At 66.9% G+C, this 20,137-nt stretch carries 15 protein-coding genes; 2 read left to right on the forward strand and 13 right to left on the reverse strand.

Annotation, left to right across the window (positions count from 1 at the left end; translation table 11 throughout):
- Positions 1–5: 5 nt before the first annotated feature.
- The 5 genes from AB4Z16_RS09580 to xdhA all read right to left on the reverse strand — a co-directional run bounded on the left by AB4Z16_RS09580 (position 6) and on the right by xdhA (position 7,436).
- On the reverse strand, positions 6–1,070 hold the full coding sequence (locus AB4Z16_RS09580) for an ABC transporter permease (protein ID WP_441511099.1): 1,065 nt from the start codon (positions 1,068–1,070) through the stop codon (positions 6–8).
- Positions 1,063–2,610 carry an ABC transporter ATP-binding protein gene (locus AB4Z16_RS09585; RefSeq protein WP_441511100.1) on the reverse strand — a complete coding sequence of 516 codons (1,548 nt, stop codon included), beginning with the start codon at positions 2,608–2,610 and terminating at the stop codon, positions 1,063–1,065. Before AB4Z16_RS09585 ends, AB4Z16_RS09580 begins: the two co-directional genes overlap by 8 nt.
- Positions 2,594–3,436 carry a xanthine dehydrogenase accessory protein XdhC gene (gene xdhC / locus AB4Z16_RS09590; RefSeq protein ID WP_441511101.1) on the reverse strand — a complete coding sequence of 281 codons (843 nt, stop codon included), beginning with the start codon at positions 3,434–3,436 and terminating at the stop codon, positions 2,594–2,596. Before xdhC ends, AB4Z16_RS09585 begins: the two co-directional genes overlap by 17 nt.
- A gap of 174 nt (positions 3,437–3,610) precedes the next feature.
- Positions 3,611–5,953 (reverse strand): xanthine dehydrogenase molybdopterin binding subunit, encoded by a 2,343-nt coding sequence (xdhB, locus tag AB4Z16_RS09595; RefSeq protein ID WP_441511102.1) that lies wholly within the window; start codon positions 5,951–5,953, stop codon positions 3,611–3,613.
- Positions 5,946–7,436 (reverse strand): xanthine dehydrogenase small subunit, encoded by a 1,491-nt coding sequence (gene xdhA / locus AB4Z16_RS09600; protein WP_441511103.1) that lies wholly within the window; start codon positions 7,434–7,436, stop codon positions 5,946–5,948. The genes xdhB and xdhA overlap by 8 nt, the downstream gene beginning before the upstream one ends.
- A gap of 117 nt (positions 7,437–7,553) precedes the next feature.
- On the opposite strand from xdhA, the gene guaD reads away from it, so the two are divergent.
- Positions 7,554–8,873 (forward strand): guanine deaminase, encoded by a 1,320-nt coding sequence (guaD, locus tag AB4Z16_RS09605; protein ID WP_441511104.1) that lies wholly within the window; start codon positions 7,554–7,556, stop codon positions 8,871–8,873.
- 125 nt (positions 8,874–8,998) lie between these two features.
- On the opposite strand, the gene AB4Z16_RS09610 is transcribed toward guaD, so the two are convergent.
- The 6 genes from AB4Z16_RS09610 to AB4Z16_RS09635 form a co-directional block, all read right to left on the reverse strand.
- A complete protein-coding gene (locus tag AB4Z16_RS09610) occupies positions 8,999–9,856 on the reverse strand; it encodes a D-amino-acid transaminase (RefSeq protein ID WP_441511105.1) in 858 nt (285 codons plus the stop codon).
- A gap of 111 nt (positions 9,857–9,967) precedes the next feature.
- Positions 9,968–11,569 (reverse strand): peptide ABC transporter substrate-binding protein, encoded by a 1,602-nt coding sequence (locus AB4Z16_RS09615; RefSeq protein ID WP_441511106.1) that lies wholly within the window; start codon positions 11,567–11,569, stop codon positions 9,968–9,970.
- A gap of 100 nt (positions 11,570–11,669) precedes the next feature.
- Complete coding sequence (locus AB4Z16_RS09620; protein WP_441511107.1) at positions 11,670–12,773, reverse strand: alpha/beta hydrolase family protein; 1,104 nt, start codon at positions 12,771–12,773, stop codon at positions 11,670–11,672.
- A gap of 8 nt (positions 12,774–12,781) precedes the next feature.
- Entirely contained in the window at positions 12,782–15,076 is a 2,295-nt protein-coding gene (locus AB4Z16_RS09625) for an NADP-dependent malic enzyme (RefSeq protein WP_441511108.1), read from the reverse strand.
- Positions 15,077–15,321: 245 nt separating this feature from the next.
- Positions 15,322–15,558 (reverse strand): Lrp/AsnC ligand binding domain-containing protein, encoded by a 237-nt coding sequence (locus AB4Z16_RS09630; protein ID WP_066610093.1) that lies wholly within the window; start codon positions 15,556–15,558, stop codon positions 15,322–15,324.
- Between the two features lie 112 nt (positions 15,559–15,670).
- Positions 15,671–16,495 (reverse strand): alpha/beta hydrolase, encoded by an 825-nt coding sequence (locus tag AB4Z16_RS09635; protein ID WP_441511109.1) that lies wholly within the window; start codon positions 16,493–16,495, stop codon positions 15,671–15,673.
- Between the two features lie 136 nt (positions 16,496–16,631).
- On the opposite strand from AB4Z16_RS09635, the gene AB4Z16_RS09640 reads away from it, so the two are divergent.
- Complete coding sequence (locus AB4Z16_RS09640; protein WP_441511110.1) at positions 16,632–17,630, forward strand: asparaginase; 999 nt, start codon at positions 16,632–16,634, stop codon at positions 17,628–17,630.
- Positions 17,631–17,636: 6 nt separating this feature from the next.
- Here AB4Z16_RS09640 and AB4Z16_RS09645 read toward each other — a convergent pair whose 3' ends face one another.
- Both AB4Z16_RS09645 and meaB read right to left on the reverse strand, forming a co-directional pair.
- Positions 17,637–19,010: a TIGR03808 family TAT-translocated repetitive protein gene (locus tag AB4Z16_RS09645; protein WP_441511111.1), complete on the reverse strand. Its 1,374-nt coding sequence runs from the start codon at positions 19,008–19,010 to the stop codon at positions 17,637–17,639.
- A 104-nt stretch (positions 19,011–19,114) separates the two neighbouring features.
- Positions 19,115–20,101, reverse strand: coding sequence for a methylmalonyl Co-A mutase-associated GTPase MeaB (gene meaB / locus AB4Z16_RS09650; RefSeq protein WP_441511195.1), 987 nt, complete (start codon positions 20,099–20,101; stop codon positions 19,115–19,117).
- Positions 20,102–20,137: the final 36 nt, after the last annotated feature.

Here is a 20,137-nt window from a genome sequence, read left to right on the forward strand (position 1 = left end):
ACGCATCACACCGCCCTCCGCTTCCAGACGATGCGCCAGCGGACCAGCACGTCCGTCGCGAGCAGCATGAACAGCAGCGTGGCCTGGAACATGCCGGTCGCGGCCTGCGGCAGCCGAACCGTCGATTGCGCGATCTCGCCGCCGACATAGGTCGCGGCCAGCACGAGGCCGCCGAAGACGATGCCGAGCGGATTGAGCCGGCCGAGGAAGGCGACGATGATCGCGGTGAAGCCGTAGCCGACCGGGAATTGCGGGGTGAGCTGCCCGAAGGGGCCGGCTGCCTCGAACAGCCCGGCGAGGCCGGCGAGCGCGCCGCTGATCAGCAGCGTCGCCCAGGTCGCGCGTGCGGCGCTGAAACCGCCATGGCGGGCGGCGGCGGGCGCAAGGCCGACGACCTTGATGGCATAGCCGGCGGTGGTCTTCTCCATCAGCAGCCAGGCGATGACGGCAAGGACGAGCGCGACCGGGATACCGAGATGGACGAGCGAGCCTTCGAGCACCGTCGGCAGCGTCTGGTCGGCCGTGAACATCCGCGTTTGCGGGAAATTGAAGCCGTCCGGGTCCTTCCACGGTCCGCGCACGAGGAAATACAGGAACTGGACCGCGACATAGGTCAGCATCAGGCTGGTCAGGATCTCGCTGACCTGCAGCTTGACGCGCAGGAAGGCGGGGATCGCGGCCCAGGCCATGCCACCGAGGATGCCGGCCAATACCATCGCGGGCAGGATCCACCAGCCGGTCATGTCGTAGGTCGCGAGCGCGACGCTGGTACCGGCGATGGCGCCCATGATGTATTGCCCCTCCGCGCCGATGTTCCAGACATTGGCGCGGAAGCCGATGGCCAGCCCAAGCGCGATCATGATGAGCGGCGCGCCCTTGACGCCGATATCGGCCCAGCGCTGCGGCTCCAGGAACGGCGTCAGAAAAATGCTCCCGACCGCATGGAAGCCGTCATAGCCCATGGCGGTGAAGACGATCATGCCGAGCAGCATGGTCAGACCGATCGCGATCAACGGGCTCAAGGCCAGCATCAGCGTGCTCGGCTCGCGGCGGCGGCGCCATTCAAGCATGAACGGCTCCCTCCGCGCCGTGGACGCCGCCCATCATCAGGCCGATCTCGTCGATGCCGAGGCTCGCGACCGGGCGCGGCGCCGAGAGCCGGCCTTCATTGATGACGCAGAGCCGGTCGGCAAGCTCGAGCAATTCGTCGAGATCCTGCGAGATCACCACCACAGCCGAGCCCTTGGCGGCGAGGTCGACGAGTTCCTGCCGGATCGCGGCGGCGGCGCCCGCATCGACCCCCCAGGTCGGCTGCGAGACCACGAGCACGGCCGGCTGCTGGCCGATCTCGCGGCCCATGATGAATTTCTGCAGATTGCCGCCCGAGAGCGAGCGGGCGAGCGCGGCATTGCCGGTGGTCCTGACATCGAAGAGCTTGATGACGCCATCGGCGAAGCGCCGGACGGCGCCCCGGCTGATGAAGCCGTGCGGCGCCAATGGAAGCCTGTGGCGCGCGGTCAGGACACCGTTGTCGGCGAGCGAGAAATCGGGCACCGCGGCGTGGCCGTTTCGCTCTTCGGGCACGCAGGCGAGGCCGAGCGCCCGGCGCGTCCCGGCGCCCTCCAGGCCGATGGCCCTGCCGTCGAGCCTGATCGCCTCGGCCCAGCCGGCGAGTTGCTCGCCCGAGAGCGCGGTCAGCAGCTCGGCCTGTCCGTTGCCGGCGACGCCGGCGATACCGAGGATCTCGCCCGCCCGCGCCTCGAAGGTAACGTTCTCCAGATCGGTGCCGAAAGGCGGCTCGCCCGGCAGCGAAAGCCCCTTGGCCTCCAATCGGACAGCGCCGCTGCCGGCCGTCTTGCCGTGCTCGATCTTGCGCAGCTCCGCGCCGATCATCAACTCGGCCATGCGCTTGGTCGTCTCGACCTTTGGATCGCAGGTCGCGACCACGCGCCCGCCGCGCAGGATGGTGGCGCTGTCGCAGAGCGCTTTGATCTCATGCAGCTTGTGCGAAATGTAGAGGATCGAGCAGCCCTGCGCCGCGATTTGGCGCAGCGTCTCGAACAGGCGCTCCACCTCCTGCGGCGTCAGCACCGAGGTGGGTTCGTCCATGATCAGCAGTTTCGGTTTCTGCAGCAGGCAGCGCACGATCTCGATGCGCTGGCGCTCGCCGACCGAGAGCGTATGCACCTCCCGCTCCGGATCCAGCGGCAGCGAGTAGGATTGCAGGATCGCCGCGACGCGGCGCTTCAGCTCCTCGCGATCCACCGCTTCGTCGAGCCCGAGCGCGATGTTCTCGATCACGGTCATCGCGTCGAACAGCGAGAAATGCTGGAAGACCATGCCGATGCCGAGCTTGCGCGCCGCCTTGGGCGACGGAATCGAGACGGCCGAGCCATTCCAGTGGATCGTGCCTTCGTCGGCCTGCTGCACGCCGTAGATGATCTTGACCAGCGTAGACTTGCCGGCGCCGTTCTCGCCGAGCAGGGCGTGGATCTCGCCGGGCCTGACGCTCAGGCTGATGTCTTCATTGGCTTTGACGCCGGGAAAGCTCTTGGAGATATGGGCGAGCGCCAGCCGCGGCGGCACTTCCTGCTCACGCGGCTGATTCATGTCTCGGGCGTCTCCCTCTCGCCGGTTCCCGGCGGCCAAGCAAGCAACGCACCAGCTCGGCTGTCGTCAAGGCCGCGATCACCTCCGGGCGCTTGTCGTCCACATCGGAACCGCCGATCGGGCAGGTCAATCGTGCCAGAGCCTCGCGTCGGCCGCCGCTGCGCAGAAAACTCGACTCGAAGCGGGCGCGCTTGGTCGCCGAGCCGATCATGCCGACATAGGCCGCATCGCCGCGCGCCAGCGCCGCCTCTGTCAGCCGGTAGTCCAGCGCGTGGCTGTGCGAGAGCACGACGAAGGCGGCCTTTGCCGGAGCGCTCGCGACCGCATCGACGGGATCGGCCATGCGGATGCAGGTGACGGCGGCTGGCAGCCCGCCCATGACGTCGTCGCGATCGTCGATCAGCGAAACCGAGAAGGGCAGGGGCGCCAGCGCATGGGCCAGGGCCCTGCCGGTATGGCCGGCGCCGAAGATCAGCACCGGTGGCCGCGCCGCTGCCTCCGCTTTCTCGCGGGCGCTGAACAGGGCGATCTCGGCCGTACCGGCATGGCGCAGCGAAACACGGACCCGCCCCCCGCAGCACTGTCCCATCTGCGGGCCAAGCGGAATGTCGAGCAGTTGGTCCTCGGCGCCCTCGCTCAGCATGTGCCGGGCGAGGTCGATGCAGTGGAATTCGAGTTGCCCGCCGCCGATCGTCCCGGCGATGGCACCGGGGCTCACGGCCATGCGGGCGCCGACCTCGCGCGGCGTTGAGCCTTCCGCCGCTTCGATCCGGACGAGCACGACGCCTTCGCGCTGATGGACATCAAGGAAGGCGGCGAGGGTCATGCGCTGCTCACCCGTCATTCCGGGGCAGGCCGCAGGCCTGAGCCCGGAACCCATAACCACAGGTCGAGAAGGAAAGGGCAGGCACTGTGACGCTCTTTCGAACGTCGTCGGCGGTTATGGGTTCCGGGCTCTCCGCTGCGCGAAGCCCCGGAATGACGGGGGAGGTTCCGAACCTCATCGCCCAGCCTCCGCCCGGACTCGCTCCACTGCATCCAGCACCCGCTCGGGCGTCGCCGGCGCATCGAGGCGCGGGCAGATCCGATAGTCGCCCACGCTCGCCACCGCATCCGACAGCGCGTGCAGAACCGAGATCGCCAGCATCAGCGGCGGCTCGCCCACCGCCTTGGAGCGGTGGATCGTCGGCTCGCGGTTCGGCGCATTCTCCAGCAGGTGGACGTTGAAGATGCGCGGCCGGTCGGAGGCGACGGGAATCTTGTAGGTTGAGGGCGCATGGGTCCAGAGCCGGCCCTTTTTATCCCAGACCAGCTCTTCGGTCGTCAGCCAGCCCATGCCCTGCACGAAGCCGCCCTCGATCTGGCCCTTGTCGATCGCGGGGTTCAGCGACTGCCCGCAATCATGGAGGATGTCGACACGCTCGACCTTGTATTCGCCGGTCAGCGTGTCGATCGCGACCTCGGCAGCCGCGGCGCCATAGGCGAAATAGTAGAAGGGGTGGCCGCGCCCGGCCTTGCGATCCCAATGAATCTTGGGGGTGGCGTAGAAGCCCGTCGCCGAAAGCTGGACGCGCGCCATATAGGCGGCGGCGACAAGTTCCTTGAAGGCGATCTCGCGAGCGCCGATCTTCACGCGCCCCTGCAGGAAGGCGATATCCTCTGGCAGTTCCTGCCAGTGCTTCGCGGCGAAGGCGGTGAGCCGCTTCTTGATCGTCTCGCAGGCGTCGAGCGCCGCCATGCCGTTGAGATCGGAGCCGGAGGAGGCGGCGGTGGCCGAGGTGTTCGGCACCTTGCCGGTCGTGGTCGCGGTGATCTTGATCTGGTCTAGCCCGATGCCGAAGGAATGGGCCACGACTTGCGCCACCTTGATGTAGAGCCCTTGCCCCATCTCGGTGCCGCCGTGGTTCAGCGCGACCGTGCCGTCCGTATAGACATGCACCAGCGCCCCGGCCTGATTGAACCAGGTCGCGGTGAAGGAGATGCCGAATTTCACCGGCGTCAGTGCGATTCCGCGCTTGACGATGGGGCTCGTTGCGTTCGCCTCGCGGATTGCCGTCTTGCGCGCCTGGTAGTCGCAGCGCCGCTCCAGATCGGCGATGATTTCGGCCGCGATGTTATCCTCGACCGTCTGGTGATAGGGCGTGACGTCGCGGCCTGCCCCGCCATAGAGATTGCGCCGCCGCACCTCCAGCGGGTCGAGCCCGGTCGCAAAGGCGACCTCCTCGATGAAGCGCTCGGCCCCGACCATGCCCTGCGGCCCGCCGAAGCCCCGGAAGGCCGTGTTCGAGCAGGTGTTGGTGAAGAGTGGCTCGGAGCGCGCGCGCACCGCCGGGTAGAAATAGCAATTATCCATGTGGAAGAGGGCGCGGTCGGTTACCGGCCCCGACAGGTCGGCGTTCCAGCCGCAGCGCGCTGCATAGACGGCATCGAGCGCATGGATGCGGCCGTCGTCGTCGAAGCCGATCTCGTAGTCGCAGACGAAATCATGGCGCTTGCCGGTGATCGCCATGTCGTCGTCGCGATCGGGCCGGAGCTTGATCGGCCGTTTGAGCTTGCGGGCGCAGAGCGCGGCGACGCAGGCGAAGAGATTGGCCTGCGTCTCCTTGCCGCCAAAGCCGCCGCCCATGCGCCGGACCTCGACCGTCACCGCATGCGAGCCGACGCCGAGCACGGCGGCGACCATGTGCTGGACCTCGCTCGGATGCTGGGTCGAGACCAGCACGGCCATGTCCTCGTCCTCGCCGGGGATCGCCAGCGCGACTTGGCTTTCGAGGTAGAAATGCTCCTGCCCGCCGATCGTCATCGAGCCCTTCAGCCGGCGCGGGCTCTCTGCGAGCGCGGCCGCGACATCGCCCCGTTCCAACTTGAGCGGCGCGGTGACCAGCTTGCCTCCCGCTTCGCGCGCGGTGGCGATGTCGATCAGCGGCTCTTCCTCGGCATACTCCGCCTTCGCCAGCGTTGCGGCGCGGCGTGCCTGCTCGCGCGTCTCTGCCGCCACGGCGAAGAGCGGCTGGCCGTGGAACAGGATGGCCTCGGTCGCGAAGACCGGTTCGTCATGCAGATGCGTCGAGGAGATGTCGTTGGCGCCGGGGATGTCCGCCGCCGTCAGCACGGCGACGACGCCCGGCGCGGCACGCACCGCCGTGAGATCAAGTGACCGCAATTTGCCATGGGCGATGGCGCTCGTGCCGAGATAGGCATGAAGCAGCCCTTCGGGCGCGGCGATGTCGTCGATATAAACAGCTTCGCCCGCGACATGCTTGGGCGCGGAGTCATGGATGCGGGCGCTGCCCACAGGGCCGCTCTCCAGTGCGATATCGAGCTTGTGGCGTGCGTCAGCCATGGGTGGCCTCCGCCAGCAGGCCGGCGACCCGCGTTTCGGTCGCGGGCTGCGTCGTCTCGATCAGAAAACGGCGCAGCAGGTTGCCGGCGATCTTCAGCCGATAATGCGCCGAGGCGCGCATGTCGTCGAGCGGTGAGAAATCCTGCGCCAGCGCGGCGACGGCGGCTGCGACGGCGCCGTCGTCCCACGCGCGGCCCACCAGGGCGGCCTCGGCAGCCGCCGCCCGCTTCGGGACGCCGGCCATGCCGCCATAGGCGAGGCGGGCTTCGCCGATGCGGCCATCCGGGCCGAGCTGCAGTCGGAAGGTGCTGCAGACGGCCGAGATATCCTCGTCGAAGCGTTTCGAGACCTTGGAGGCGTGGAAGAGCATCCCGGGGGCCAGCTTCGGCACCAGCACGGCCTCGACGAATTCGCCGTGGCGCCGGTCCTGCTTGCGATAGTCGAGGAAGAAGCGTTCGAGCGGTATGACGCGGCGCTCGATGCCGGCCTCGGCGCGTCGCGCCAGCACCAGCGTCGCGCCGAGCGCGATCAGGGCCGGCGGCAGGTCCCCGATCGGCGAACCATTGGCGATATTGCCGCCGACCGTGCCGGCATTGCGTACCTGCTCGCCGCCGAAGCGCCGCATCAATTCGTCGAGCTGCGGCGAAAGCCCGGCCAGCGCTGCGCGGACGTCGATATGGCCGGCCATCGCGCCGAAGCGGAGATGATCGCCCTCATCGGTGATCGCCCGCAGAGCCTCTACGCGTCCGAGATAGATCACCGGGTCGAGGCGCTTCATGGCCTTGGTGACCCAGAGCCCGACATCCGTCGCGCCGGCGACCAACGTCGCCTGCGGATGCGCGGCAATCACATTGGCGAGCGCCTCGACCGTCGCCGGGGCGTAGAAGCGCCCGCCTTCGCCCCGCAGGGCCAGCGTTTCCGTATCGTTCAGCGCGGCGAGTCTGTTCGCCACGGCCCCGCGTTCCTGCAGGAAGCGATCCGCATCCCGCGGCGCGATCTCGTCCATGCGGCGGCCTGCGGCAATGATCGGTTCGTAGCCGGTGCAGCGGCAGAGGTTACCGGCCAACGCATCCTCGATGCGCCCTGTGCTCGGCTCGACCTCGTTGAGCCTGAGCGCCAGCAACGACATCACGAAGCCTGGCGTGCAGAAGCCGCATTGCGAGCCGTGGCATTCCACCATCGCCTGCTGGACCGGGTGGAGGCTGCCATCCGTGCTCTTCAGATGCTCGACGGTCAGAACCTGGCAGCCGTCCAGCGTCGGCAGGAAGCGGATGCAGGCATTGATCGCCTCGTATCGCAGATTGCCGCGGTCGAGCCGGCCGACGACGACGGTGCAGGCGCCGCAATCGCCTTCGGCGCAGCCCTCCTTCGTGCCGGTCATGCGCTGGTCGAGGCGCAGCCAGTCGAGCACGGTCAAAGTCGGGTCGCAGCGGTCGAGTTCGACCAACCTGTCGCCGAGCAGGAAGCGCAAGGTCTCACGCATCCCGCCCGCTCCGCTCGCATAGCCATTTCATGCCTGCAGATTAGGCACGATCCGCGCTTGGCCGGAAGCTTCGATTTGGTGCAGATGTGATGTGGAATTGTGCCGGAGTTGCCCGCCGTGACTGCACCCGCCGCCCTGCGCGCCCTGCGTGGCCGCCTGCTCTGGTTCGTCGATGATCCGGAAACAGCAGGCGAGGCTGCGCATCGCTATGTCCCCGACGGGCTGCTGGTCATCGAGAACGGTATGATCAAGGCGGCCGGCGAGGCGCGGGATTTGCTGCGGACGCTGCCGGCCGATGCCGAGATCATCGACCATCGCCCGCATCTGATCATGCCGGGTTTCATCGACGCGCACATCCACATGCCGCAGACGCAAGTTGTCGCCTCCTACGGCGCGCAACTGATGGAGTGGCTGAACAAATACACCTTCGTCGAGGAGCAGAAGCTCGCGCAGCAGGGACATGCCGAGAAGCTCTCGCGCTTCTTCCTCGACGAGCTCTTGGCAAACGGCACGACCACGGCGGCAGTCTATTGCTCAGTCCATCCGCAATCGGCCGAAGCCTTCTTTGCCGAATCTCAGCGCCGCAATACCCGCATGATCGCCGGCAAGGTGATGATGGACCGCAACGCGCCGGAGGCGCTGACCGACACGGCCGAGAGCGGCTATCGCGATTCGAAGGCGCTGATCGCGCGCTGGCACGGCAAGGGCCGGCAGCTCTACGCCATCACCCCGCGCTTCGCGATCACCTCGACGCCCGAACAGATGGCGGCGGCAGGAAGGCTCGCCGCGGAGCATCCCGACTGCCATGTCCAGACCCATATCGACGAGAACCGGGCCGAGATCGCCTTGGCCAGCGAGCTTTTTCCGCAGGCGGCCGATTATGCCGACATCTACCGGGGCTACGGGCTGCTCGGGCCTAAGAGCCTGATGGGGCACTGCATCCACATGACCCACAACGAATGGCAGGCCTTTGCTGAGACCGGCGCGGTTGCGGTGTTCTGCCCGACCTCGAACCTGTTCCTGGGCTCCGGCCTATTCGACTGGGCCCATGCCCGGCAGCGCGGCGTGGAGGTCGCCGTTGCGACCGATATCGGCGGCGGCACCTCCTATTCGATGCTGCGGACCATGGCCGAGGCCTACAAGGTGCTGCAGTTGCAGGGGCAGTCGCTTTCCGCTTTCGCGGCGCTTCACGCGATCACGCGCGGCAATGCCGTCGCGCTCGGCCTCGACCATCTGATCGGAGACTTCGAGCCTGGCCGCGAGGCGGATGTCGTCGTGCTCGACACCGGGGCGACACGCGCGATGGCCCATCGCATGGAGACGGTGCGCGATCTCGCGGAGGAGCTGTTTGTGCTCGTCACGCTCGGCGACGAGCGTAACGTGGCCGCGACCTATGTGATGGGGGAGCGGGCAGAGCGGCCCGGGGACGCCGTTTAGCGCCGCCCGTCATGGTCGGGCTCGTCCCGACCATCCACGTCTTTCTTCGTCGAGGGCGACGTTCACGGCGTGGATGCTCGCCACAAGGGCGAGCACGACAACGAGATACGCAGTGGCCTGCGATTTCAGCCCAGGACGCCGCCCTTGCGGGCGTAGGCGATATAGATCTCACGCAGGCGCAGCGCGGTCGGGCCGGGGGCGCCGTTATGGATCGTGTGGCCGTCGATCGAGGTCACCGGCATGACGAGGCTGGTCGCGGAGGTGATGAAGGCCTCCTCGGCATCGAGCGCCTCCTCCAGCGTGAACTCGCGCTCCTCGAAGGCGAAACCGGATTCCGCGAGATAGGCCAGCACCGCCTTGCGGGTGATGCCCGGCAGCACCTTGTTCGAGAGCGGGCGCGAGATCAGCGTCTTGCCCTTGACGATCCAGGCGGTGGAGGAGGCACCCTCCGTCACCACGCCGTCCTCGATCAGCCAGGCCTCCTGCGCCCCGCTCTCCAGCGCGAACTGCTTGGCGAGCACCGGCGCGAGCAGGTTGACGCTCTTGATGTCGCGGCGGGCCCAGCGCAGGTCCGGCGTCGAGACGACCTTGATGCCGGTCTTCGCCGTCGGCGCGTTCACGAAATTGCGGGCCTGGGTGAACATCACCAGCGTAGGCGCGACATCTTTCGGGAAGGGGAAGTCGCGATCGGCCGCGCCGCGCGAGACCTGCAGATAGATGCCGCCTTCGTCGAGGTTGTTGCGCTTGATCAGCTCCTCATGGATCGCGACGAGCTCGGCCTTCGACCAAGGCAGCGCAAGCCGGATCTCGCCGCAGGAGCGCTCGAGGCGGGCCAGATGCGCCTCGCAGTCGACGAGCTTGCCGCCGATCACGGCCGAAACCTCGTAGATGCCGTCACCGAAGATGAAGCCGCGATCGAACACGGAAATCTTGGCATCCTCCTCGGGGAGGTAGGCGCCATTGACATAGACGATACGGCTCATCGCTGCGGACCCGCTGGGTGGGAAAAGGACGCGCTCTTCCTAGCGGAGCTTCGCGGCGCTTGCGAGCATCAAGGCAGGGAAACGGCCCGGCGTCTGGCGCAGGGCGCAGTATTAGGCTTTCAGACTGAGGAACCGCGTCGGGATCGCACCGCGCAGGTTCTGCTCGAAGCCGACGAGCTTCGGCGAGACGAGATTCTTGGTCGAATAGTGCAGCAGCGGAATCCAGGGCTCTTCGCTGATGACGATGCTATCGGCCTCGCGCAGGATGAGGGCGCGCTTGGAGATGTCGAGTTCGTCGGCGGCGAGCTTCATCAGCGAGTCGAATTGCGGGTTGCCGTACTTGCCGATGTTGAACCCGACATTGTCGCTCTGGAACAGGAACAGGAAGTTCTGCGGGTCCGAATAATCGCCGATCCAGCCGTAGCGGGCGACGTCGAAATCGCCGCCTTCGCGCAGATAGGCGAAATGCGTCCGGTAGTCGGTCTCGACGAAGCGGGTCTCCACACCGATGGCGTGCCATTGTTCCGCGATCGCCTCGGCGGTGTGGCGGTTGTTGTCGGTCGTGTTGAAGCGGTATTCGATCCGCAGCGGAAAGCTGTTGCCGAAGCCGGCCGAGGCCAAAAGACGCTTGGCCTCCTCCTCACGCTCCAGTACCGAATTGTGCCGGAAGTCGAGTTCGGCCCGCTCGCCGTAATTGCCAATATGGGGTGGCACCACCCCATAGGCCGGCAGCATCGTACCGCCCCAGACCCGGTCGGCGATGAATTCGCGGTCGATCTGCAGCGAAAGAGCCCGGCGCACGCGGGCATCGTCGAAGGGCGGCTTGGCGCTGTTGAGGATCAGGAAATAGGTCGCGAGATAGGGGCCGATCCGAACCTGGTCTCCGAGTTTCTGGCGCAGTTGCTTGAACTGGTCTGCCGGAATGTCTGTCGTCAGATGCAACTCTCCGGCCTGGAAGCGCCGGGCCGCCGCCACGAGATCGGAGGCCGGATAGAAGATCACCGTGTCGATCTTCACATTGGCGGCGTCGTGGAAATGGGGGTTCCGATCGAGGCGGATATGCGAATTCGGGGCGAACTCCTTCAGCATGTAGGCGCCGTTGGTGATCCAGTTTTCTGGGCGCCCCGGTTCCTGCGTAGCCTTGGCCGTGCTGGCGGGATGGACGGGCAGCGTGCTCTGATGGGTCAGAAGCTCGAGCAGATAGGGCGTCGGCCGTTCGAGCGCGATCTCCAGCACGTGCTCGCCGGAAGCGACCACGCCGAGATCGTCGAGGGCGGAGCCGGTCGATGCCTTGTGGATCGGCTCGGCATTGCGGATCGGATAGAGCAGGTTGGCGTATCGCGCGCCGGTTTCCGGATCGAGGATACGGCGGAAGGAGTAGACGAAGTCGGCGGCACGTACCGGGTCGCCATTCGACCATTTCGCGTTGGGGCGCAGGTTGAAGCGCCAGCTCTTGCCGTCCGGGCTCATCGTCCAGCTCTCGGCGACGCCGGGCACGACCTCGCCCCTCATATTGTGGATGACGAGGCCTTCGCGCAGGTCGCGCAGCAGATGCGCTTCGGCGACGGTGGAGGTCTTGTGCGGATCGAGCGTTTCGGGGTCGCCGTCATTGCCCCGGTGGAAGACGATCCGGCTCTGGACCGCTTCGGCGCGGGTTGCGGCCAGGATGGCGGCGAATGCCAGAGGAGCTGTGCGGCGCGTGACGTCGAGCATGGCAACCTCCCTTGACCGGGCGCCGTTGCGAGCGATGCCCGACGGAGGGAAGTAGAACCCGCCTGAGTGAGTCTGCCAAGTCGGAAAAGCCGATCCTGCGCTAGGGCGCGTCGACGGCTTGGTCGTTCTCGAAAGCCAGGCGGCAATCCTCGGCCTTCTTGCCGCAATCGGACAGCGCGTTGCGACGGGCTGCCTCGAGATCCTTTTCGCCGTAGCGGTAGGTGAAGCTCTTGCCGGTTCGGCTGACGGCCATCGCCTTTTCACCGGGCGCGCTGAAATAGTTCTCGAACACCGAAGCACGTCCTTCGAGGCCGATGCGGTCGAACTCCGTCTTCGGCCGTCCCGGAGAATGGGTCGGCAGATTCCAGGCGCGCAAAGAAGTGTCCATCTCCCGGAGCCAAACGAAGCGGGCTCTGCCGTTCTGCAAGGCGGCGTGGCCGCGTGGTTTGACCTCCGGCAACGCAATGAGACGTACGTCGCCGCCACGGTCGAGAGCCGCGCCCCGCATACGGTCGACGAGGAACGGCGGGAAGAGCTCGTCGTTGCCGGCATAGACCCAGAGCTGCGGCACGGTATCCTTCCACGGCCAGTGCCGGACGGTCGCGACGAGCGCGTCCCGGCCCTTCTCGACGCAGTCGCTGAGATCGAGCCCGCCGGCGACGTTGATCACGGCCTTCAGGCCGGGCGGCTTGCGTTGGGCCAGCGCCATGACTGCGGCGCCGCCCGCCGATTCACCCAAGGCGATGATGCGGTCGGGCGCGACGTCGGGTCGCTCTGTCAAAGCCTTGAGCGCGGCCTCGAGCTCCTTTGCGTCGCTCTCGAAACGCGGCACCATGTTGGGCAGGTCGCAACCCGCACCTTCCGTGGAGAAGGGGCCGTCCGATTGTCCAAAACCGCGCCGGACGACGACCGCGGCGATCCAGCCCCGGCGGGCGAGGTCGCGTGCGATGGCCGCATAACCGACGGCGCGCAGATCGCCCATCCTCGTATGACTCGGCGCCTTGCCATGCGTGATCAGCGCGAGTGGCAGACGGCCCGACGCGCGATCGGGGCGGACGACCAGGGTTTCGAGGCGAGCTACGCGGCCATCGATCTGGACGCGCAGGAAACCGGGCTCCTCGCGCAGCGGCTCCTGTGCCGGTGTCGCCGTCGCGGCCAGGCAAAGACCGATCGTGAGGGCCAGTAGAGCGCGTGGCAGGGGCATCGCGCCGATCAACCGGCTGCCGCGGATCTCTCCTGGGCCTCTACCACCGCCACGGCCGTCATGTTGACCACGCCGCGTGCCGTCACCGAGCTGGTGAGGATATGAGCGGGCTTGGCCGTGCCTATCAGGATCGGGCCGACCGGCAGCGCATCCGCCAGCACCTTGGCGAACTGATGGGCGATGTTCGCCGCGTCGAGGTTCGGGAAGATCAGGACGTTCGCCATGCCCTTCAGAGTCGAGGAGGGCAGCACGCGCTCGCGGATCAGCGGCACCAGGGCCGTCTCGACCTCCATCTCGCCGTCGCACTCCAGATGCGGCGCGCGCTCGCGGATCAGCTTCAGCGCATTACGCATCTTCAGCGCGCTCGGGGTGTCGGCCGCGCCGAAATCCGAATGCGAGAGCAGAGCGATCTTGGGGTCGAGGCCGAAGCGCTGGACATGGCTCGCCGCGAGCACTGTCATGTCCGCGATCTCCTCCGCGCTCGGATCGTGCTTCACATGGGTGTCGGAGAGGAAGAAGGCACCCTTGTTGGTGATGATCAGCGTCATGGCCGCGATATCGCAGACACCGGGCGCCAGGCCGATGATGTCCTTGATGTGCCGCAGACGCGACATGAACCGGCCTTCGAGCCCGGAGATCATCGCATCCGCCTCGCCACGCGCCACCGCGAGCGCGGCAATCACCGTGTTGTTGGTGCGCACCAGCGCGCGCGCCGCCTCTGGCGTGATGCCGCGCCGGCCGGCGATGTCGAGATAGGTCTGGACGTAGTCGCGATAGCGCGGGTCGTCCTCGGGGTTGACCACCTGGAAGTCGACGCCCGGCTTCAGCGACAGGCCAAAGCGCTGGATGCGGGTCTCGATCACGCTCGGGCGGCCGATCAGGATCGGGATGGCGAGGCCTTCCTCCAGCGCGACCTGGGCGGCGCGCAGCACGCGCTCATCCTCGCCTTCGGCGTAGATGACGCGCTTGGGGTCGGCCTTGGCCTGCTGGAACAGCGGCTTCATGATGAAGCCCGAGCGGAAGACGAAGCGCGAGAGCTGCTCGCGATAGGCCTCGACATCGACCAGCGGCTTGCGCGCGACGCCGGTCACCATGGCGGCTTCCGCCACGGCCGGGGCGATGCGCATGATCAGGCGCGGATCGAAGGGGTTCGGGATCAGCGAGGTCGCGCCGAAGGTCGAGGTTTCGCCGCCATAGGCGCGCGCCGCCACATCCGAGGAGGCCTCGCGGGCGAGCGCCGCGATGGCGCGCACCGCGGCGAGCTTCATCGCCTCGTTGATCGTCGTCGCCTGCACGTCGAGCGCGCCGCGGAAGATGTAGGGGAAGCACAGGACGTTGTTGACCTGGTTCGGATAGTCCGAGCGGCCGGTGCAGATCATCGCGTCGGGACGCACGGCGAGCGCGTCCTCGGGCGTGATCTCGGGATTGGGGTTGGCGAGCGCCAGGATCAGCGGCTTCGGCGCCATGCTCTTGGCCATCTCGGGCTTGAGCACGCCTGCGGCGGACAGGCCGAGGAAGATGTCGGCTCCGCCGATCACGTCGGCCAGCGTGCGCGCGTCCGTCTCTTGCGCATAGACCTCCTTCCAGCGATCCATCAGCGTGTTTCGGCCTTGGTAGACCACGCCTTCGAGATCGGTGACCCAGATGTTCTTGCGCTGCGCACCGAGCTCGACGAGCAGGTTGGTGCAGGCGAGAGCGGCCGCGCCGGCGCCGGAGACGACGATCTTGACGTCGGCGATCTTCTTGCCGGCGAGGTCGAGGCCGTTCAGGACGGCCGCGCCGACGATGATCGCGGTGCCGTGCTGGTCGTCATGAAAGACCGGGATCTTCATCCGGGCCTTGAGCTGCTCCTCGATCTCGAAGCACTCCGGCCCCTTGATGTCCTCGAGGTTGATGCCGCCGAAGGTCGGCTCCAGTGCAGCGACGACCTCGACGAACTTCTCGATGTTCTTTTGCTCGACCTCGATGTCGAAGCAGTCGATGCCGGCGAATTTCTTGAACAGGACCGCCTTGCCTTCCATCACCGGCTTGGAAGCCAGCGGGCCGATGTCGCCCAGGCCCAGCACGGCCGTGCCGTTGGTGATGACGGCGACGAGGTTCTGGCGTGAGGTGAGTTCGGCCGCTTGAGACGGGTCGTCGACGATCGCCTCGCAGGCAGCGGCGACGCCGGGCGAGTAGGCCAGCGCCAGATCGCGCTGGTTGCCGAGCGGCTTGGTCGCCTGGATCTCCAGCTTACCGGGCCGGGGCTGGCGATGATAGACGAGCGCGCCCGAGCGCAGATCGGTGGAGAGCGTGCTTTTCATGGCGCGATGGTCCCTGCAGTCCGAAGGATGCTGGTCGCGCAAAAGGCCATGCGGCGTCAAGCGGTCAGGATGCCTCGGTGGCCGCAGCAAGGGCAAAGATCGGGCCGCGGCCGATTGAATCAATCTGTGAAAGAGGTGAATCGCTCTGTGAGCAGGCTGTGACAATCCGTTGGCGCGACTCAGGAAACGCCGCTTCCAACCAGAAGATGCGCTGGTTGAATCGAAGCCTCGAATGCGAGCGCGGCTCAGAAGGCCTTGAAGGTGATGATCGTGTGCGTGTCCGCGATCTCGGGGATCGACTGCACCTTTTGCGCGACGAAATGGCCGATATCGACGTCGGCGCCGACATGGAACTTGGCCAGGATGTCGTAGTTGCCGGCGGTCGAGTAGATCTCCGAGGCGATCTCGCGATCGGCCAGTTCGCTGGCGACCTCATAGGTCTTGCCGAGCTTGCATTTGATCTCGACGAAGAAGGTCTGCATCGCGCTCTCCGAAACTCTGATGCGGTCTGGATAAGGCATCGGCCCGAAAAGGGAAATGCGGTTTTCGGGCGAGGCTGATGCTTCAGCGCAGGCTATGCCCTCTGCGGAGAGATCAGGCGCCAGCGAGCGCCGCGATGCGCCGTGTCATCGGATTGTCCGGCTCTGTCAGCCCGGCGATGATGGTGAAATGATTGGCGCCGGGGATTTCCTCATAGCGCGTCGTCACGCCTTCCAGCCCCCACACATCGACGATCCGGCGGCTCTGCTTGTGGTACTCGGCGCTCTCCTCGCCGCCGACCACGGCATCCATCGTCAGCCGCGACGGCGCCGACCAGAATAGCGGGCTTTCGAGCTCGGCAGCTTCCATGCTGAGGCCGAGAGCGTTGTTGATGCTTGTCTCGGTCAGGGGTTTGAGGTTGTAGAGGCCGGAAATGCCATAGGCGGCGGGCACCAGATGCTCGGGCAGGTCGGCGCCAACATTCTTCCAGTCGGTAGCGAGCGTGCAGGCGCTGAGATGCCCGCCGGCAGAGTGGCCGGTCGCGACGACCGGCAGGCCGAAGCGACGCCAGAGCGCGGCAGCTGCCTGCTGAAGCTCCCAGACGATGTGCCCGAGATGGACCTGCGGGCAAAGATCGTAGCCGACGACCGCCACGGGYAGGCCGAGCTGGTTCAGCCCACGCGCCATATGCGAGAAGAAGCTCCGGTCGAGCGCCTGCCAGTAGCCGCCATGGATGAACATCACAAGCGCGTCGCCGCGGATCGTCTCCGGCTTGAACAGATCGTAGAGCTGCCGCTCGCCCTCGCCATAGGAGACGCCGAGCTCGCACAGCGCGGTCGCCCTGTAGGCGGCGGCGTCGGCCTGCCAGCCGGCGATGATGCCGGGATGCTCCGGCACGCGGGCACGGTTGTTGTATTCGGTCTCGTAGTCCGGCGACATCGGTATCCTGCTCGGCGGTGGCACGGCTGATGGGTGTACGGTGGCAGCCGTTCGCGGTTTCCGCCAGCGCTTTTGACAGGTGGCGCGCCCGGCGCCAAAAGCGGCAATCCGCAGCAAGCGGAATCTGGAGGTCGCCATGGAAAACCCCGTCCTCGCCGAAGTCACGCGCGGCAATGTCGTCGAATCGCGCCATCGGGGGTCTGCGATCATCGTCGATGCCGATGGTGGAGTGGTTTTCGCAGTTGGTGACATCGAGCGGCCTGTCTTTCCGCGCTCGGCGGTGAAGGCGATCCAGGCGCTGCCTTTGCTGGAAAGCGGCGCGGCCGACCACTACGGCCTGACCGAGCCCGAGATCGCGCTGGCCGTCTCCTCGCATTCAGGCGAGCCGCTGCACGCCGAGACCTCGCTCGCGATGCTGAAGAAGGCCGGCCGCGACGCCGGCTGCCTCGAATGCGGGGCGCATTGGCCGATGAATGACTCGGTGGCGCGGGCCTTGGCCAAGTCGGGCGCCGAGCCGAGCGCGCTCAACAATAATTGCTCGGGCAAGCATGCCGGATTTGTCTGCCTGTCCTGCAGCCTGGATGAGGATCCGGCCGGCTATGTGAAGCAGGGCCATGCCGTCCAGCGGGCGGTGCGCGGCGCCCTCGAGGAGGTGACCGGTGCTGAGCATTCCAGCGAGCGCATGGGCATCGATGGCTGTTCGATTCCCTCCTATGCTGTGCCGCTGAAGGCGCTGGCGTTGGGCTTCGCGCGCCTCGGCACGGGCCACGGCTTTGGCCCCGAGCGGGCGAAAGCCGCCGCGCGCATTCGCGCCGCCGCAGCGGCCCACCCTTTCATGGTGGCTGGCACTGATCGCTACGACACGCGGCTGATGAGCTTGCTCGGCGCCCGCGCCTTCACCAAGACTGGCGCCGAAGGTGTTTACTGCGCTGCCTTGCCGGAGCTGGGCTATGGCATCGCGCTGAAATGCGATGACGGCGCTGGCCGTGCCGCGGAAGTTGCGCTGGGCGCGCTGATCGCCCGCTTCCTGCCGATGGACGAGGCGACGCAGACCGCCTTCGCGCCGCTGCGCGAAACCGTGCTGAAGAACTGGAACGGCATCGAGGTCGGACGCATCCGCGCACCGGCTGCCTGAGGCGCATCAGCGGACCGCGTTGTTCTCGACCCGGATGCCCGCCGCTCTGGCGTCGGGCGCCTTGGCGAGGTCGCCGGTGACCGGCTTGCCGTATTCGGTGCCGACGATGGCGCCATTGCGTGCCTCGTCGATGACGTTGTTCGCGATGACGGCGTTGCGCTCCTTCGGCACCAGCGAGACGGCAATGCCGATGCCGGCCTTGCGCACGATGTTGCCGGTCGCCACCAGGTTGCGCATCCCCCAGGACCAGCCGAGCGAGATGCCGATCTCGCTCGCATTCTCGATCACGTTTCCGGTCACGGCCACCTCGGCCTCGACATGGACTCCGATGCCGCCGACCGGCTCCCCGCCATTGGGCGGCAGGTCGCGCTTGGCGTTGCGAATGATGTTGTTGGCGAAGACGGCGAGCCGCCCACCATGGTCGAGATTGGTGATGTTGGCGCCTTGGGCGCAGTCCTCGACCAGGTTGTTCGCCATGATCGTGCCCTCGAAGGCGAATTCGGCATAGAGCGCGACTTCGCCGCAGCGGCGGCCCTGATTCCCGAGGATCTGCACCCCGGAGCCGGAATTGTTGCGGATGAAGGTCATGGCGCAGTCGCGCAGCTGGTTGCCTTCGATGATCACGCCGCCGGCGCGGTAGAGACTGATGCCATTGCCGTTCTGCCCGTTGCCGCCTGCATCGGCGCGAATGCGGCTGACGCGATTGCCGCGCAGGATCGACCGGTCGTCGCCGGCCTGGCTCCGCCAGATCTGGATACCGTTGTTGCCGCAATCCTCGATATCGTTCTGCTCGATGATGAGGCCCGCCGAGTCGAACGAGAACAGGGCGGAATCGCGCATGCCGCGGAAGCGGCTTGCCACGATGCGCCCGCCGCAGCGGTGCAGGGTCAGGCCGACCGACCCGGCCTTGGCGAAGTCGCAGTCCGAGATCGTGATCGCGCCGATATTGTTGCAGGCGACGAGGCCGTCGCGCTGCGGCGAAGGGATGTCGAGCCCGTCGAAGGCAAGGCCGGTCAGATTTGCGCGAGCGATATTGTTGGCGACAAACAGCGGATTGCCATTTGCAGTCACGAGGAGGGTCTGCCCGGGCATCCCAACGATGTTCGCGCCGTCCGGCAGGCGGACTGAGGCAAGTCGGTAGCGCCCAGCTGGAACCATGAGCGGGGCATTGCGCTTTGCCGCTTCATTCAATGCCGCCTGGAGCCGGCTTGACTGATCCTCCGAAGCGCCCGGCCGCAATCCGAACTGGGCGGCGTCCAGGCCGAAATGGCCAAGCGGGCCGCCGCGGGATGGCGCTGCCGATTGCGCACGGGCCGGCAGGTGAAACCATGCCGGGGCTGTCAGGCCGGCAGCCAGGAAACCGCGCCGCGAAAGCACCATGGAACCTCCCCTTCGACCCCGCCGCGATCAAACGGCGTGCCAGCCCCGCTGTCCCGATTTGAAACCGACGCCGCGCAGAACAGGCAAGATGCGGCTGGCGTCGGCTAGAGCCCGAGCGCGCGGGCGATCTCCTCGGCGGCAAGCGTCGGTGCGAGCTTGCCGGATGAGACCGCAGCCTCCAGTTCCGGCGCGCGCGCCTTCAGCGCAGGGTCGTGCCTGAGCTTGGCCTGCAGCCGATCCTGCACCATCGCCCACATCCATTTGACGTCCTGGCGCCGGCGCTTCTCGGTGATCAGGCCCTTGGCTTCGAAGCGGGCGCGATGATCCTCGATCCTGGTCCAGAGCGCGTCGAGCCCTTCGCCGGTCAGGCCGGAGATCGTCATCACGGGCGTGCTCCACAGGGTCGAGGTGGGCGCCAGGATATGAAGTGCGGCCCTGTACTGGGCCGCTGCCGCGCGGGCCGCAGCTGCTCCGGCCCCGTCCGCCTTGTTGACCGCGATCATGTCGGCAAGCTCGATGATGCCCTTCTTGATGCCCTGCAGTTCGTCGCCGGCATTGGGCAGCATCAGCACCAGGAAGAAGTCGGTGAGATCGGCCACCGCCGTTTCGGACTGCCCCACGCCGACGGTCTCGACCAGGATGACGTCGAACCCTGCCGCCTCGCAGAGCAGCATCGTCTCGCGCGTCTTGGCCGCGACGCCGCCGAGCGTGCCGGAGGAGGGCGATGGCCGAATATAGGCGTTCGGATCGACGGAGAGGCGTGCCATCCGGGTCTTGTCGCCGAGAATCGACCCGCCGGTGCGGGTCGAGGAGGGGTCGACCGCCAGCACCGCTACCTTGTGTCCCTTGGCCGTGAGGTGACTGCCGAGCGCGTCGATCGTCGTCGATTTGCCGACCCCGGGAACGCCGGTGATGCCGACGCGGATGGCACGCCCGGTATGGGGCAACAGCCGCTGGATCAGCGCCTGCGCCTGCTCGCGATGGTCGGCGCGGCGCGATTCCGCGAGCGTGATCGCGCGGGCCAGGGCGGCGCGTTCGCCGGCGAGAAGCGCGGCGCCGAGCGAGTCGGCGGTGGGCGTGCGGTGGGCCATGACGCCAGTTAGCAAGGTGCCGCCGAGGGGGACAAG

Origin of the sequence: Allobosea sp. TAF32, assembly GCF_052113585.1 — a bacterium.
In the GTDB taxonomy this organism is placed as follows: domain Bacteria; phylum Pseudomonadota; class Alphaproteobacteria; order Rhizobiales; family Beijerinckiaceae; genus Allobosea.

What these genes read in the sequence shown, in the direction of transcription:
- AB4Z16_RS09625 (WP_441511108.1), bottom strand. Translation starts at nt 15,076, where the DNA reads ATGAAAAGCACGCTCTCCACCGATCTGCGCTCGGGCGCGCTCGTCTAT.
- AB4Z16_RS09610 (WP_441511105.1), bottom strand. Translation starts at nt 9,856, where the DNA reads ATGAGCCGTATCGTCTATGTCAATGGCGCCTACCTCCCCGAGGAGGAT.
- AB4Z16_RS09630 (WP_066610093.1), bottom strand. Translation starts at nt 15,558, where the DNA reads ATGCAGACCTTCTTCGTCGAGATCAAATGCAAGCTCGGCAAGACCTAT.
- xdhC (WP_441511101.1), bottom strand. Translation starts at nt 3,436, where the DNA reads ATGACCCTCGCCGCCTTCCTTGATGTCCATCAGCGCGAAGGCGTCGTG.
- AB4Z16_RS09615 (WP_441511106.1), bottom strand. Translation starts at nt 11,569, where the DNA reads ATGCTCGACGTCACGCGCCGCACAGCTCCTCTGGCATTCGCCGCCATC.
- AB4Z16_RS09585 (WP_441511100.1), bottom strand. Translation starts at nt 2,610, where the DNA reads ATGAATCAGCCGCGTGAGCAGGAAGTGCCGCCGCGGCTGGCGCTCGCC.
- xdhA (WP_441511103.1), bottom strand. Translation starts at nt 7,436, where the DNA reads ATGCGTGAGACCTTGCGCTTCCTGCTCGGCGACAGGTTGGTCGAACTC.
- meaB (WP_441511195.1), bottom strand. Translation starts at nt 20,101, where the DNA reads ATGGCCCACCGCACGCCCACCGCCGACTCGCTCGGCGCCGCGCTTCTC.
- AB4Z16_RS09620 (WP_441511107.1), bottom strand. Translation starts at nt 12,773, where the DNA reads ATGCCCCTGCCACGCGCTCTACTGGCCCTCACGATCGGTCTTTGCCTG.
- AB4Z16_RS09580 (WP_441511099.1), bottom strand. Translation starts at nt 1,070, where the DNA reads ATGCTTGAATGGCGCCGCCGCCGCGAGCCGAGCACGCTGATGCTGGCC.
- AB4Z16_RS09645 (WP_441511111.1), bottom strand. Translation starts at nt 19,010, where the DNA reads ATGGTGCTTTCGCGGCGCGGTTTCCTGGCTGCCGGCCTGACAGCCCCG.
- AB4Z16_RS09640 (WP_441511110.1), top strand. Translation starts at nt 16,632, where the DNA reads ATGGAAAACCCCGTCCTCGCCGAAGTCACGCGCGGCAATGTCGTCGAA.
- xdhB (WP_441511102.1), bottom strand. Translation starts at nt 5,953, where the DNA reads ATGGCTGACGCACGCCACAAGCTCGATATCGCACTGGAGAGCGGCCCT.